At 40.9% G+C, this 15,121-nt stretch carries 16 protein-coding genes; 10 read left to right on the top strand and 6 right to left on the bottom strand.

From position 1 onward, the window contains the following. The first annotated feature begins 149 nt into the window (after positions 1-149). Entirely contained in the window at positions 150-2,477 is a 2,328-nt protein-coding gene (gene arcB, locus ACSLBF_RS13960) for an aerobic respiration two-component sensor histidine kinase ArcB (RefSeq protein ID WP_440053965.1), read from the top strand. On the opposite strand, the gene arcA is transcribed toward arcB, so the two are convergent. The 5 genes from arcA to trmB form a co-directional block, all read right to left on the bottom strand. Continuing rightward, positions 2,478-3,197, bottom strand: coding sequence for a two-component system response regulator ArcA (arcA, locus tag ACSLBF_RS13955; RefSeq protein WP_440053964.1), 720 nt, complete (start codon positions 3,195-3,197; stop codon positions 2,478-2,480). It lies immediately after the preceding gene. A gap of 107 nt (positions 3,198-3,304) precedes the next feature. After that, entirely contained in the window at positions 3,305-3,826 is a 522-nt protein-coding gene (locus ACSLBF_RS13950; protein ID WP_440053963.1) for a YfiR family protein, read from the bottom strand. Then, positions 3,827-5,446, bottom strand: a complete 1,620-nt coding sequence (locus tag ACSLBF_RS13945) for a sensor histidine kinase (RefSeq protein WP_440053962.1) — start codon at positions 5,444-5,446, stop codon at positions 3,827-3,829. 128 nt (positions 5,447-5,574) lie between these two features. After that, positions 5,575-6,606: a methyltransferase gene (locus tag ACSLBF_RS13940; protein WP_440053961.1), complete on the bottom strand. Its 1,032-nt coding sequence runs from the start codon at positions 6,604-6,606 to the stop codon at positions 5,575-5,577. 57 nt (positions 6,607-6,663) lie between these two features. Continuing rightward, the gene (gene trmB / locus ACSLBF_RS13935) at positions 6,664-7,389 is read right to left on the bottom strand and encodes a tRNA (guanosine(46)-N7)-methyltransferase TrmB (protein WP_440053960.1); all 726 of its coding nucleotides are present in this window, start codon (positions 7,387-7,389) and stop codon (positions 6,664-6,666) included. A gap of 189 nt (positions 7,390-7,578) precedes the next feature. On the opposite strand from trmB, the gene mutY reads away from it, so the two are divergent. Continuing rightward, positions 7,579-8,631: an A/G-specific adenine glycosylase gene (mutY, locus tag ACSLBF_RS13930; protein ID WP_440053959.1), complete on the top strand. Its 1,053-nt coding sequence runs from the start codon at positions 7,579-7,581 to the stop codon at positions 8,629-8,631. 43 nt (positions 8,632-8,674) lie between these two features. Then, positions 8,675-8,947 carry an oxidative damage protection protein gene (locus ACSLBF_RS13925; RefSeq protein ID WP_440053958.1) on the top strand — a complete coding sequence of 91 codons (273 nt, stop codon included), beginning with the start codon at positions 8,675-8,677 and terminating at the stop codon, positions 8,945-8,947. 48 nt (positions 8,948-8,995) lie between these two features. Here the strand turns inward: ACSLBF_RS13925 and ispB are convergent, their stop codons facing one another. Further along, a complete protein-coding gene (gene ispB, locus ACSLBF_RS13920; RefSeq protein ID WP_440053957.1) occupies positions 8,996-9,967 on the bottom strand; it encodes an octaprenyl diphosphate synthase in 972 nt (323 codons plus the stop codon). A gap of 420 nt (positions 9,968-10,387) precedes the next feature. Here ispB and rplU point away from each other — a divergent pair, with 420 nt between their 5' ends. The 7 genes from rplU (at position 10,388) to glsB (ending at position 14,998) form a co-directional block, all read left to right on the top strand. Continuing rightward, positions 10,388-10,699, top strand: coding sequence for a 50S ribosomal protein L21 (gene rplU, locus ACSLBF_RS13915; RefSeq protein ID WP_440053956.1), 312 nt, complete (start codon positions 10,388-10,390; stop codon positions 10,697-10,699). Positions 10,700-10,719: 20 nt separating this feature from the next. Next, complete coding sequence (gene rpmA / locus ACSLBF_RS13910; protein ID WP_105169123.1) at positions 10,720-10,977, top strand: 50S ribosomal protein L27; 258 nt, start codon at positions 10,720-10,722, stop codon at positions 10,975-10,977. Between the two features lie 245 nt (positions 10,978-11,222). Next, the gene (gene cgtA / locus ACSLBF_RS13905) at positions 11,223-12,383 is read left to right on the top strand and encodes an Obg family GTPase CgtA (protein WP_440053955.1); all 1,161 of its coding nucleotides are present in this window, start codon (positions 11,223-11,225) and stop codon (positions 12,381-12,383) included. 72 nt (positions 12,384-12,455) lie between these two features. Then, positions 12,456-12,944 (top strand): type 3 dihydrofolate reductase, encoded by a 489-nt coding sequence (folA, locus tag ACSLBF_RS13900; protein ID WP_440053954.1) that lies wholly within the window; start codon positions 12,456-12,458, stop codon positions 12,942-12,944. Between the two features lie 82 nt (positions 12,945-13,026). Continuing rightward, on the top strand, positions 13,027-13,401 hold the full coding sequence (locus ACSLBF_RS13895) for a DUF3718 domain-containing protein (protein WP_440053953.1): 375 nt from the start codon (positions 13,027-13,029) through the stop codon (positions 13,399-13,401). A gap of 231 nt (positions 13,402-13,632) precedes the next feature. Next, positions 13,633-13,989 carry a ribosome hibernation-promoting factor, HPF/YfiA family gene (gene hpf, locus ACSLBF_RS13890; protein WP_440053952.1) on the top strand — a complete coding sequence of 119 codons (357 nt, stop codon included), beginning with the start codon at positions 13,633-13,635 and terminating at the stop codon, positions 13,987-13,989. Positions 13,990-14,083: 94 nt separating this feature from the next. Further along, a complete protein-coding gene (glsB, locus tag ACSLBF_RS13885) occupies positions 14,084-14,998 on the top strand; it encodes a glutaminase B (RefSeq protein WP_440053951.1) in 915 nt (304 codons plus the stop codon). Positions 14,999-15,121: the final 123 nt, after the last annotated feature.

Here is a 15,121-nt window from a genome sequence, read left to right as displayed (position 1 = left end):
TTCGCTTATTAACTAGGCTTTTGTATAATAGATAAAACTTGCTGAGTAGATTTGCTCAAAATACACGCCAGTACAGGCACTTCGAGTATTTCTATGTCATCCGAATGGATCGGCCCCACTAACCTGTTATTGAATGGTGAAGTAGTAATATGACAGAGAATTCGTTTGGCTCTTGGGCTCGAATTTTATCCAATTTGGTGGAAAAATACGGAGAGAAACGCGCTTTCATTATTGCGTATGCTTTTACGCTGTTTGTTTCTTCTATCTTGGCGTGTATGTTTTATTATATCGCGGTTGGCGTGATTGAACTTGTCGATATATTAGCTGTACTGTTTATGGCTGCCATTATTTCTCCTGCATTAATTATGACCTCCGTTTTATCTTTGAGGCAGCTACAGTCTTCCAAAGTATTTTTAGAGTCTGCGACACAGCAAGAGAAAATGCTTAACCAAACTTTAAAAGACAACATTAACCGCTTAAACAGTGAGATAGATGAGCGGAAAATGGCGTTGCATGCAAAACACCGAGCCATTGAGGAATTGCGCAAGGAAATTGAAGAACGCAGAAAAACTCAACAAGAACTAGCTCAGCAAAGCATGTTGTTAAGAAACATTGTCGACTCTTCACCTGACTTGTTCTATTACCGTGACGAAAATGGTGTTTTTGCTGGTTGTAATAAGATGTTTGAAAAAGTGATCGGTTTAAACAGTGATGAACTCATTGGAAAATCAGTCGAACAAATATACTCCTCTCAATATCTACCAAAAGTGCTTGAAACCGATAGTTATGTGAGCCAGACACAACAGCCGCTAACGCTGGACGTAGAATATCCAGTGGATGAGCAAAACCGTTGGTTTGAAATGCGCAAGCTACCATTTATTACCGATCAAGGTGAATATATAGGCTTATTAGCCTTTGGTCGTGATATTACGAGCCGTAAGGAAGCTGAGCAAGCACTGGAAACAGCATATAAAGACAAAGGCAAGTTCATCGCGACCTTGAGTCACGAACTGCGTACGCCGTTAAATGGTATCGTTGGTTTGACGCGGATGTTGCTTGATACGGAGCTGTCATCGCAACAAAAGAGCTGGTGTAACACGATATTTTCTAGTGCTGAAACTTTAGGCAACATTTTTAATGACATCATCGACCTAGATAAGATCGATAGAGAGCAATTAGACATTGCGGCAGATAGTATCAATCTGTCTGACTTTATTAATGATATAGTCAATTTCGCCGGGCTTATAGCAGATCAGAAAGGGCTTGATTTTACCATTAACCGAAGTGGTATGTTAGATGTCTACGCGTTACTAGATCCCACTCGTTTGCGCCAGATCCTTTGGAATCTTATTAATAATGCAGTGAAGTTCACCCATCGTGGCGGCGTTACACTCGAATGCGCCAGAGAAAATCGAGATTCGGGACCTTGGTTGTCCATTAGCGTAATTGATACCGGTATGGGAATACCAGAAGATCAGCAACAGCGTATATTCGAAATGTATTATAAAGCGCCAGATTCGTCGGGAACAAATGCCATCGGCTCGGGGATTGGACTTGCCGTAACCAAAGCTTTGGTCAATGCAATGGATGGCACGATCACTGTCAGTAGTGAAGCTGGAAAAGGCAGTCGCTTTGATGTTGAAATTCCATTACAGCTTTGTAACGCACCCAAAGAGCAAAGTTACGCTGGAAGAAGTCTGTATATTCTGCTGGTTGAAGATGTGCCGCTAAATGCCGAAATCGCGATGAATTTGCTCGAACAACGTGGACATGAGGTGATATGGGCTGAAACAGGTGAAGACGCTTTATCTTTTGTTGAGACCGAGGACGATCTTGACCTTATCTTGTTGGATATGCAGTTGCCAGACATAAATGGTGATGAAGTAGCTCGCCGTATAAGAAATGAAAGCCACTTTGATCATCTTCCTATTGTCGCGTTGACGGCAAACGTACGCAGTGCAGAAGAGGAATTGACAGGGATAGATATTCAAGGCGCACTGGCGAAACCAATAAACACCACCAAGTTAGATAAAATTTTGGCAGAGTTGTTTGGTATTGATGCGCTAAAAGACAAGCATATTGGAGAAGAGTTACCGAGTATCTATTTGGAAGTGACGGACAATTTAGATACAGAAACAATTAATGATTTTGTATCTTCGATGGGAGCTCAGGCTTTCCAGCGCAGTTGTGATCTCTTCACAAAGTTGAGTCCAAGGTATTGTGAGGAGCTTAAAATTGCAGTTGAGCAAAATGATATCGAGGAATATGCAGCTGTTGCCCACAAAGTAAAAGGAGCTGCTGGCTCTGTAGGGTTAGCTACGGCTCAGCTACAAGCTAAAAAAATGGAACAGCATGCGGATGGTCAAACGCCTGAGGTGCTAATCGAATGGATAGAGCAGTTGAAGAGCAAAATAGAAGAAGGGCAAAATGCCCTTCATCCATTAATTGCAAAGCTCGTCGAAAGTTCGCCAGAGTAGTTATTGAGCGTCGATTTTACCAATGAATCGGTAACCTTCACCATGAATGGTGCTGATAAGCTCTGGTGTTGAGTTGTCTGTTTCAAAGTGCTTGCGGATACGACGAATAGTCACATCAACGGTGCGGTCGTTAGCACGTAGTTCTCTGCCCGTCATGTGCTTGATAAGTTGCTCACGACTAAAGATCCTACCAGGAGAATCAAGCATAAGACGCAGTGCGCGGTATTCACCTTTTGGAAGTCTCTTAGACTCTCCAGCTGGCGAAGTCAGGCAGCGACTGTTTTCATCCAATTCCCAACCGTTAAACGTAATCACGCCATTTGAATCAATAGCTGTTTCTTCGCTTGGTGCACCAGTACGAGAGATTAAATTTCTAGCGCGAATGGTCAGCTCACGAGGGTTAAATGGTTTGGTAATATAGTCGTCAGCACCAATTTCTAGGCCTAAAATACGATCCACGTCGTTATCGCGGCCTGTTAAGAAAATAAGTCCAATGTTTTTCTTTTGGCGAAGCTCTCTTGCCAAAATAAGACCATTTTTACCTGGAAGGTTGATATCCATTATTACTAAGTTAACGTCATCATTAGATGTCAACTTGTCATGCATATCATCGCCATCAATGGCTTCAATTACTTTGTAACCTTCTGCTTCAAATAAACTAACGAGGTTCAGTCGAGTTACGTCTTCATCCTCAACAATTAGAATGACTGGCGTTTGCATTATTAATTAACCTTTTGGGAATATATAATTTACAATTTAAACAGAGAATATAAATAACCCTGTATATTTACGATTATAGGAGTATATCCAAATGTTAACAAGTAAAATCAGTTAGGGTGAAACTTAGAAACGGATAACAACCGTGAACGAACAACAAAATACTGATTTTTAAGCGCTTGTTTATTTATATATAGCCGGATTTTACTTCCTTCTTGGACTAGCGAGGCTACGCCGCCGGTTTCCAAAAACTCGATACTTTCACCCACTGTCAGCATGCCTGATTCAGTGGTTTCGGTCCAAGCGCGTAGTATATCATTTTCATCTTGTTCATCAATGTATGTTATATCACAAGATTTAGAAATTTCCGTAAATGGTGCACTTTTCTCGACTAACTTAACCTCTATCAGTTGCCCATTTATTTTCAGGTTCTGCGCACTATTTAATTCGGCGCCAGGTCCTGATTCTAAACTAAAAAAACAAAATCGTGTTCCCATTTTTTCTGAAGCATTAGGGAAATCAACAAATTTGGCCATTTGATATAGAAATGCTGAACGTACCTGATCAGGTGTTTTTGCATGAATAACTGAACAGAATAATAATAGTGTAATTAATACCAGTTTCTGAGACATTTATTTAATCTCCGAAATAGGTAAAATGATTATAAATTTAGCACCATCATTGTAATTCTCATCTAAATTAATCGTGCCTTCTAGCGCTTGCGTAACCAAATTATATACTAGGTGTAATCCTAAACCGCTGCCGCCTTCTCCTCTTCTGGTGGTGACAAAGGGGTCGAAAATACGCTTCTTAATAGTTTTTGGTATGCCTTGTCCGTTGTCCGAATATTCTATACGAATTTCTTTTGCTGATTTTTCGACGGAAACGCAGATTTGGTTATTAATATCGTCTTTAAATCCGTGTAGTAAGGAATTTGATATAAGTTGTTCAATTACCTGTTGTAACGGACCCGTTTTACTCTCAATGTTCAGGGTCTCGTCGCATTTGATTTCAATATCCGGCTTTTTGGTAGCCAGCTCAGGTCGCATCGAAGCGATAACATCGTTAAGAAGTGCTCGTACTTGGATTTTGGCATTGACCTCCAAATCTTGACTAACAGCCAAGCGTTTGAAGCTAGATACCAATTCAGCTGCGCGATTTAAGTTACGATATATTAAGTCTAGGTTTTCTATACCTTCTTCGATAAATCTTTCCAGTTGTTTAGAAGTAAGGGCTTTTTGTTGAAAAGCATTATTGATATCAGAAAGCTTATCACGAAGTAGGGTGGAGCCAGTTATACCTAAACCAATTGGAGTGTTAACTTCATGCGCAACCCCTGCAACCATTTGTCCTAAGGACGCCATTTTCTCATTTTCAATGATTTGATTTTGGTATTGGTGCATTCGTTCTAGAGTATTAAGCAGCTCCTGATTAGCCTCTCTGAGCGCAATCGTTCGCTGATTTACTTTCTCCTCTAAACTTTGGTTAAGCTGCTTTATCTCTAGTTTATCAGCCTTGTGACGTTCAAGTTGATTTTCGGTTCGAGCGAGCATGATATTTAAGTTATTGGCTAGTACATTTAATTCAGCGATAGAGCTACCTGTGGCTCTGGCATCGTAATTATGATTTTTTGAGACGTCTTGCAGTAGTTGAGATAACTCTTCGATTGGCGATGCAATGCGGCGTTGAATACCGCGTGAAACAAAAAATACCAAAATTAATACAAAGATAGTGAGGGCGATATCAACCAGTATTTTTTTATTGATATAGTTAGACAGGCTTTCTAATCCGCCACGAACATAGACGTAACCTTCAACTTTTCCTTCATAAAGAACAGGCTTGATGAGCTCAACATAATCGTCAGTCACTTTGGCAGTACTTAGCTCGTCAATACTATTGATTTTTAACGGAACAGGTGGAGTTCTACTGGCATTAAAGCTGGTAAAAAAAACGGGCTTTTCAGTAACGTCATCAATTGCGTAGATATGAATGTTTTTAACAATATCAACTTCTTGGAATGATTTTAGTCTGGCTTCTTCGGTTTTTCTATCATCAAACAGAATTGTAATTTGTGAGTTGAATGAAACAATATCAGCGATCATCTCGATTTTATTGATAATGAGTCGCTTTTGTTCTTTGATATCAAGATAAGTAGAGATGGATATTGATAACGATAGGCAAAGTGCCGTTACTAACATAACGGCACTAATTAACACTTTTCTTATACTTGTTTTTGTTACTTGCCTACTCATTCTCAGCTCAGCAGCGCGTCCAGCTTATTAAATCTTAGTGTAGCAAAGGATTTAGTAAACAATAACAGCATTTTATGTTAACGCCCAACTTATCATGAACTAAGCTAAGCGATTTTATTCAGAGTTGCCTAATAGTCTGCACTATAGACTGTAAACTTTCCGTTTTGCGCAGTAATATCAAAGCTACCAAAGTTCGACTCTAAGATATCCGGATACTTTAAAAATCGGTTGGCAACCAATTGTAGTTTTGCAGATTTTTTCATAAATGACTTAATGTTGATTAAAAATTGTTCTGCGATGTCATAATCTGTAGCAAGCCCTGTATGGAAGGGGGGGTTACTAAAAATTAAGTCATATTTTCCCGATAACTCACTTAAACCATTGCTCAATATTAACGTTGCCTCGAAGCCATTTAATGCCAACGTCTGTTGAGTCGCAAAAAGAGCTAACGCGTTGACGTCCAAACAAGTGAATTTCAGTGCGGGTGAATGCATTAAGCTAAAGCATGCGATAAGGCCGGCTCCACAACCAAAATCTAGCGCATCACCGCAGCGGGGTAGTGTAATATGGTTGAGTAGTAGTTCAGTCCCGTTATCTAGTTTACCATGGTTAAAAACACCAGGAACGCTGATAGCTTCAAATTCACGGTCTGCCAGTTTAATAACAAACGTTTTCATATAGTCTTCGATGCAGAAACTTGATAACGGTGACAGCTGATTGAACTCGTAAAGTATACAATGCTTCGCAGAGTCTAACTTGTAGCAGTACTGGGCCTTGTCTTTTAGCTGCTTTTCGACACTCTTAACACCACCTTTATTGTCTCCAACGACTAATAGGCGAGTATGCTCTGAAGTATTGGCGCGGATGTTATCCAGCATCATTTCTGCTTCTGGTTTTGATTTTGGATAGTAGTAAATTACCAAGTCAATCGCATCTAGGTTTGGCAGACTGTGTCCAACATGGCTATTAATCCCCGCAAATTTGGCAGCATGCTGATGATCTGCAAAATCATAGCTAAATACATCGATATCTGAATTAGGATTAATTTTTTGTAGTTCATAAAGAAATGCATCTCGAGTGTGATTTATGACTAAAATGCGCTCAGCTATCAGCTCTTCGTCATTTCTTAATAACAATAAACTTGGGTTAGAAAGTTGCACAGTTGGGCCCTTGAAAGCGATTGAATGGTATTTAAAGAAAGGCGCTAAGCGCCTTACTTATGAACGGCGTTCGAACATTAAATCCCAAACACCATGACCAAGGCGGTGACCACGTTGTTCAAACTTGGTAAGTGGCCTGAATTCAGGTCTAGGTACATAATCGCCAGTTGACGATTGGTTTTGGTAGCCAGGTGCTGCAGACATAACCTCTAGCATGTGCTCGGCATAGTTTTCCCAATCCGTTGCCATATGGAAGACTCCACCAATTTGCAACTTCTTACGTACGTTCTCTGCAAATTCAAGTTGGACAATGCGGCGCTTGTGATGGCGTTTTTTGTGCCAAGGATCAGGGAAGAAAAGCTGCAATTTCGCCAAGCTAGAATCGGGTATACAATCAGCAAGTACTTCAATGGCATCGTGCTCGAACACTCTAAGATTAGTGACTCCTTCAGCGTCGGCATCCATCAGGCAGGCACCAACACCTGGGCGGTGCACTTCAATTCCAATAAAGTTTAAGTCGGGGTTGTTTTTTGCCATCTCGACAAGTGACTTACCCATACCAAAACCAATTTCCAGCACGACGTCGTTATCATTACCAAATACGCTATTAAAATCTAGCAAACCATCATTGTGCTCGAGTCCCATTGTCGGCCAACATTGTTCTAATGCCGCTGCCTGACCCTTGGTTAGTCGCCCTTCGCGTTTCACAAAGCTACGTACTTTTCTGATGTACTTGCCTTCTTCTTGCGCTTGCTCGAGCGCACTTTTGCTTGATTCGTTCATAGTCAATTCTGTGCTCTAAAAAATGGTCGCACATTATCCTAGTTCGTCAGTGAATAAACAAGTGTAGAGTCAAGCTCGAAGTAAATTTATCAATTTTTATCTGACTTCAATTACCTCATTGGGGTGACGCAATACCTATTTATCATTACACTGGCTGCCGTTTTAAAAGTGGGTTAGGAATATAACGCAGTGGTTTCTGAGAATAAGTGGTTTTCTTCGCAGGTTGTCGATTGGTATGAGTTACATGGTCGAAAAACCTTACCGTGGCAACTTGCAAAAACACCATACAAAGTATGGGTATCGGAAGTAATGTTACAACAGACTCAGGTCACCACAGTGATCCCTTATTTTGAACGTTTTATGGCTCGGTTTCCCACGGTAAAGGATTTAGCTGATGCGCCTGAAGATGAGGTGTTACATCATTGGACCGGGTTAGGGTATTACGCCCGAGCGCGTAACTTACACAAAGCTGCGAAGCTTATTCGTGATGAGTATCAAGGTGTTTTTCCAGATACTTTAGAACAAGTTATGGCACTTCCTGGAGTTGGACGTTCGACAGCTGGTGCCATTTTATCGTTAGCACTTGGTCAACATCATGCGATTTTGGATGGTAATGTAAAGCGTGTGCTAGCACGATTTTTCATGGTTGAAGGTTGGTATGGTGTTAAAAAGGTCGAAAACCAACTTTGGCAGCTAAGCGATGAAGTGACACCAAAGCAGCAGGTTAGAGAGTTTAATCAAGCGATGATGGACTTAGGCTCTGCGGTTTGTACCAGAAGTCAGCCGAGTTGTGATACTTGCCCTTTGATGGAGCAGTGTGCAGCATTTAACCATAACAGAGTTAAAGAGTTCCCCAACCCCAAGCCGAAAAAGGTAAAGCCCAAAAAGCAAACTTTTCACTTAATTTTAGAATGCCAAAATCAGTTGCTTATGGAAAAGCGCCCCAACTCGGGAATTTGGGGGGGATTGTTTGGGTTCTTTGAGTTTACAGAACAAGCAGAAATAGCGGTTTTTCTGGCTCAGCAAGGCATTAACAGCTCAAACATGAGAACGTTGCTACCATTTACCCATATTTTTACTCATTTCGAATTAACAATTACACCGGTTTTACTTAGTTTGGATGATTTTCCCGATTGTGTGCACGACTTACCTTTACTTTGGTATGATATGAAATCACCTCCAGAAGTTGGGCTCGCAGCCCCAACAAAAAAGTTGGTTAAAGTCTTAAACGGGTTAGGGTAAACTTAGCCTTAATCACATTTAATTAGCAATATAAGGCAGGCTTATGGCGCGCACAGTGTTTTGTCAAAAGTTACAAAAAGAAGCCCCAGGTTTAGATTTTCAATTGTACCCTGGTGAATTGGGTGAAAAGATTTTTAATAATATTTCTAAAGAAGCTTGGCAACAATGGCAGCACAAACAAACTATGCTGATTAACGAAAAGCATTTGAATATGATGGACCCTGAGCATCGAAAATTGCTAGAAGAGCAAATGGTTGGCTTTTTGTTCGAAAATAAAGAGGTGGAAATTGAAGGCTATAGACCACCAGAAAAATAAGCATAAACTAGAAGCATGAATTAAGGTCGCCGCAGCGACCTTAATAAATTAATACTTTCGATCAACAGACAGTTTGGCAAGAGCAACGAGTGCTTGCTTGTAGTCAGATTCTTCTAACACATCTAGCTGTTCAATCGCTTTTTGTGATTCTTCCTGAGCACGGGCCATTGTGAAGTCTAACGCTTTGGTTTCTGTTAGTGTATTTAAAATATCATCAAGACTCTCAAGACCATTACCGTGTTTAATGGCTTCTCTGATCTGCTGTGTTTGCTGCGCAGAACCTTGTTTCATCGCATAGATCAGTGGCAGAGTGGGCTTTCCTTCCGCGAGGTCATCGCCAATATTTTTCCCAAGCAGCTCTGCATTAGCACTGTAATCGAGAATATCATCGACCAGTTGGAATGCGGTACCCAAGTGCATACCGTATAATTTCAACGCCGTTTGCACTTGTTCAGACTGCTGGAGAATCACTGCTGGTAGCATGGTTGCAGCTTCAAATAGCTTCGCTGTTTTGCTATAGATAACCTGCATGTAGCTTTGTTCTGTGGTGTCAGGATCATTACAGTTCATTAACTGTAAAACTTCTCCTTCAGCGATAATATTGGTGGCGTCTGCGAGAATCTGCATCACTTGCATGTTTTCTAAGCCAACCATCAACTGGAAAGAGCGCGTGTAAATAAAGTCACCAACGAGCACGCTAGCGGCGTTGCCGAACTCCGCATTTGCGGTAGGTTCACCTCTTCGCAAAGAAGACTCATCAACCACATCATCATGTAATAAAGTTGCGGTGTGAATGAATTCAATTATCGTTGCAAGCGTAATGTGTTTGTTGCCTTGGTATCCAAGCGCTCGCGCTGCCAAAATAGCTAGCATGGGCCTAATACGTTTTCCACCACTATTAACTATGTACAAACCTAACTGTTTCACTAACGCAACATCTGATTGCATTTGTTGATGAATAAGTTGGTTTACGTCGAACATATCTTGCTCAACTAACTTTTGGATAGTTGTTATATCCATTACGCTCCAAGCCAATCTAGTCTTTATTGATTAATCAAACATTCAGATTGTACTACAAAAAAAAGCCTTGCTCGATATTTTGTCTTTAAAGCGTTGAAAAAATCAGTTTTCCGGTGTTTTTTTAATCTTTTGACAGAGTTTTTTTGCGAATACAGAGCTTTTTATTTGCCAACAGGTAGGGTGGTTGTAAGGTGTTTCTGATTCGATACTATGAAAACCTGAAATTGCGCAAAAAGAGCTTGGCTTTGACATTTTTTTGACTAAAATGGAGAAAAATATTTGATTGCCCTCAGAAGAGCCAAAATTTATTCACTTTCTTCAAATTTTATCTTGCGTGGACGAATGCATTAGCGTAAACTTCGCGCCCTATTGAAGAATATTAAGTTGCGTCGATTTGAGGGCGCACAGACGGAGTTAATTATGTACGCGGTTTTCCAAAGTGGTGGTAAACAGCACCGTGTGACTGAAGGTCAAACAATTCGTCTAGAGAAACTAGACGTTGAAACTGGTGCAGCAGTTGAATTTGATTCAGTACTTCTAATTGCTGATGGTGAAAAAATTGAGATCGGTGCACCGTTCGTTAACGGTGGTAAAATAACAGCTGAGGTTGTTTCACACGGTCGCGGCGAGAAAATTAAGATTGTTAAATTTAGACGTCGTAAGCATTCTCGCAAGCAGATGGGCCACCGTCAGTGGTTCACTGAAGTTAAAATCACTGGCATTAGCGCTTAATAATTTAGAGGTACAGAAAGATGGCACATAAGAAGGCAGCTGGTAGTACTCGTAACGGTCGTGATTCAGAAAGCAAACGCTTAGGTGTTAAGCGCTTTGGTGGTGAGTCAGTATTAGCGGGTAACATCATTGTTCGTCAACGTGGCACTAAGTTCCACGCTGGCACTAACGCAGGTATCGGTAAAGACCACACAATCTTCGCAAAAGCAGACGGTAAAGTTGTTTTTGAACAGAAAGGTCCTTTAAACCGTAAATACGTTAGCATCGTTGCTGAGTAATCGGTAAAGATTTAGAAAAACCCCGCTTAGGCGGGGTTTTTTGTTTTTGGTCTCTCGAAACACTTTTGTTCCTAAAAGCAACTTTAATACCTATTGGTATAAAGCAAATTAAAATTACTATCACGTAACAAATGAGAGCACGAGCTGGTAGCGCATTTGCATTACTAAGCGGAAGTTATAGGAGCACCATCTGGCTGCTGCTATAATAACGTGATAATACAAACAGAGTTAAAGAGTTAACAACCATGAAGTTTGTCGATGAAGTCGAAATTAGAGCGGAAGCCGGGGATGGAGGCAGTGGTGTCGTATCATTCCGCCGCGAAAAGTTTGTGCCAGATGGTGGTCCAGACGGTGGCGATGGAGGTGATGGTGGCAGTGTATTCCTACAAGCGGATGAAAATCTAAATACACTTATCGATTATCAATTTGAACGCTTTCACAGAGCTGAGCGCGGCACTAATGGTCAAGGTCGAAACTGTACCGGCAAGAAAGGCCAAGATCTAATCATCAAAGTTCCGGTCGGTACTCGTGTCACTGATGTAGATACAGAAGAGTGCTTGGGTGATCTAACTAAACATGATCAAAAGCTATTGGTTGCCAAAGGTGGCTTTCATGGTTTAGGCAATACTCGTTTTAAATCTAGTACTAACCGAGCTCCTAGACAGAAGACATTGGGAACACCGGGTGAGGTGCGTAATCTGCGCTTAGAATTGATGTTGCTTGCAGATGTGGGCCTACTTGGTTTACCAAATGCAGGAAAATCGACCTTTATCCGTAGTGTCTCTGCCGCGAAACCAAAAGTGGCCGATTATCCATTTACCACTTTGGTTCCAAACCTTGGGGTCGTGCGGCCAGAGGCGAGTAAGTCGTTTGTAATCGCTGATATTCCAGGGTTAATTGAAGGCGCGTCTGACGGAGCTGGATTAGGCATTCGTTTTTTAAAACATTTAGAGCGCTGTCGTGTGTTATTACATGTTATTGATGCTATGCCAATTGATGGCAGTGATCCTGTAGACAGTGGTTTTGCTATCATTAACGAGCTTCATCAATATAGCCCTAAGTTGGCAGAAAAACCACGTTGGTTAGTATTGAATAAAATCGATCTTATCCCAGAAGAAGAACGTGAAGAGCTATGCAATCGCATTGCTTCAGAGCTAGGCTTTGAAGAAAATGTATACATGATTTCGGCTGCCAATAAGCTAAATACCAATGCATTGTGCTTTGACATTATGACTTTGCTAGACAGCATGCCGAAAGACAAGTTTGAAGAACAGCAGCAAGAAGAAGTTGAGTTCAAATGGGACACCTACCACCGTCATGCGACTAAAGATAAAGGCAAAGACGATGATGATTGGGATGATTGGGATGACGACGACTACGATGTTGAAGTTATCTACGAGCGCTAAATAATACGTTTTAAAGGCCCTCAGGGCCTTTTTTGATGCATTCAGAACACAACTTTAGAACGAGGGGATACCGTGATAGTTTCAATGGTTGCGGCGATGGCACACGATAGGGTCATAGGTAAAGATAATGATATGCCTTGGCATTTACCAGCTGATCTCAAACACTTCAAACAAGTTACTTTAGGTAAGCCGATTATAATGGGACGTAAAACGTTTGAATCCATAGGTAGGCCGTTACCAGGAAGACGAAACATTATTATTACTCGTAATCAAGACGTTTCATATGACGGTGTAGAAGTGGTTAGCTCTCCAGAGCACGCACTAGAGCTCGTTAGTGGAGTCGATGAAGTTATGATCGTGGGTGGTGGAAATATCTATAGCCACTTTCTACCAATAGCCGAGCGCCTATACTTAACTTTTATTGATTTGAAAGTTGAGGGAGATACATGCTTCCCTGACTATCAAGATGTTGCGAGTTGGTATGAGGTGGAAAGTGAGAGTCATGATCCGGATGAAACCAATAAGTATAGTTATAAATTCGTAACTCTCCACAAAAAATGAACACTTTCTTGCTAACAATGGATTAGATTGCTAAAATATCGCCAGTTCAACGGTACGAAAAAAGTATTAAAGGGTACAAGTAATGAAATTATCTACCTTGCTTCTGTCAGCATCTTTAGTCGCTTCAGCATTGTCTTTTAGCACCTCCGTAAAAGCAAATGAACAATTGGCTCTATCACTATGTGAATATATTGCAGCTGATGACAAGATGCGTATTCGCAAAACGTTAAAAACAGCTCGCGTGAAAATGCGTAACATTTATGATGCGATTCAATGTAATGGCAATAACTTGCTAAGACATGCGATCGCTAGCAATGCAGCGGATGCAGGGGAATACATTGTAAAGAGTTTACCAAAGAGTGCACTTGAAGATGGTAGTGACATTGCTTGGGCTGAAGGAAATGGTCATGGTGGCTCACCATTAATCGCTATTATTAAAGAGCGAGCTGGTATGTAACATACCCCCTTCTCTCAAAAAAGGCCCTTTATGGGCCTTTTTGCATTTTACATAGCAAAATTAATCACTCTGTCCCCTGCGGTGTTTACTTCTTAAACATCATCTTAAAAAGCTTGCGCCTTATCAATATGTTCGAAGTTTTGTCATATTTTTATGTTACTGGCCCTTGAGAAATTACCTCATCAAACCAATACTGATAGTAAGGGTAAACAAACAAGAGGGACTGTATATATGAAGATCAATTTATCTGGTCATCACGTCGATGTTACTGATGCTGTGAAAAACCACGTTCAAGAACGGTTCGCTAAGGTTGCAAACCATTTTCCATCGTTGTTATCCCTAGACATCATCATCAGTAAAGAACATAAAAAGTTTTATACGGAGATAAGTACAAACTATTCTGGAAGTCGTATTTCAGTGAAAGGTGAAGACGACGTAATGTACCCATCTATAGCCGCAGCGTCTAAAAAGTTAGATTCAGCGCTAAAGCATAGAAAAGGGCAGCTTAAGGCAAACAAACATCAAAAACCGGTAAGTACCACACCACCTATAGCCCATGAAATTATTCAGGAAATGGATTTAAGGTAAACGCGCTATATTAGTTAAATATTTAAGGCCCCTCAGGGGCCTTTTTTGATACACTCGCCCTCATCCAGAGAAAAGAGAAAGCGTTCAATCGACTATGGATTTTCAACGTATTCTAGAAAAGTCAGTCTCCCACGTTAAGCCGCTTCTTAATCAGGGGAAGGTGGCTGATTATATTCCTGCGCTTGCCTTACAACCGCTTGAACAGTTTTCTGTTTCTCTTCATACGGTGGATGGCCAGACTTACAGTGCAGGAAACTGTGACGCTAAGTTCACTATTCAATCGGTTTCAAAGGTTATGACGTTAACATTGGCGCTACAGCGTTATGGTGATGAACTTTGGCAAAGAGTCGGAAAAGAGCCTTCAGGAACCGCATTTAATTCACTGACGCAACTCGAATTTGAAAATGGTATTCCTAGAAATCCCTTCATTAATGCGGGGGCAATAGTTACTTGCGATGCGCTTTACTCCAGGCTGTCTGCACCGCTTCATACAATGCTTGAAAGCTATCGATTAATGTCTGGCAATCATAAGCTTGGTGTCAATAAAGTTGTTGCACAATCAGAGTACGATCATCGCTACAGAAATGCGGCAATGGCTTACCTGATGAAGTCTTTTGGTAACTTTGATAACAAAGTAGAGGATGTGCTTTGGTCTTACTTTAGTTTCTGTGCCATTGAGATGAATACCATGGAATTAGCACGATCTTTTTCTTATTTATCTAATCAGGGTTTTTGTTTGCAATCCAATCAACGTGTTTTAACTAAAAAGCAAACTAAACAAATGAACTCATTGTTATTTACCAGTGGTCTCTATGATGCCGCTGGAGACTTTGGTTACAGAGTAGGAATGCCCGGAAAGTCGGGGGTTGGTGGCGCAATTATCGCTATTGTTCCGAACCGCTTTACGATCTCTGTTTGGTCTCCTGGGTTAGATAAATTTGGAAACTCTTTAGCTGGAATAGCTGCGCTAGAGTTTTTATCAAATGAATTAGGAACGGCAATTTTTTAATGGACAATCAGAGGTGTGTCGAACAGTCGAAAACACCTCTGATAAACACTTATACCAATCCGCTTAACTAAGTAGTCTATTTTGAAGCAAGAAAACCTTGTCGATAGTTCCGCTCTCGCGTCC

Origin of the sequence: Pseudoalteromonas sp. T1lg65 (assembly GCF_051930985.1) — a bacterium.
GTDB lineage: Bacteria > Pseudomonadota > Gammaproteobacteria > Enterobacterales > Alteromonadaceae > Pseudoalteromonas.
This window is presented reverse-complemented; position numbering and strand designations above follow the sequence as displayed.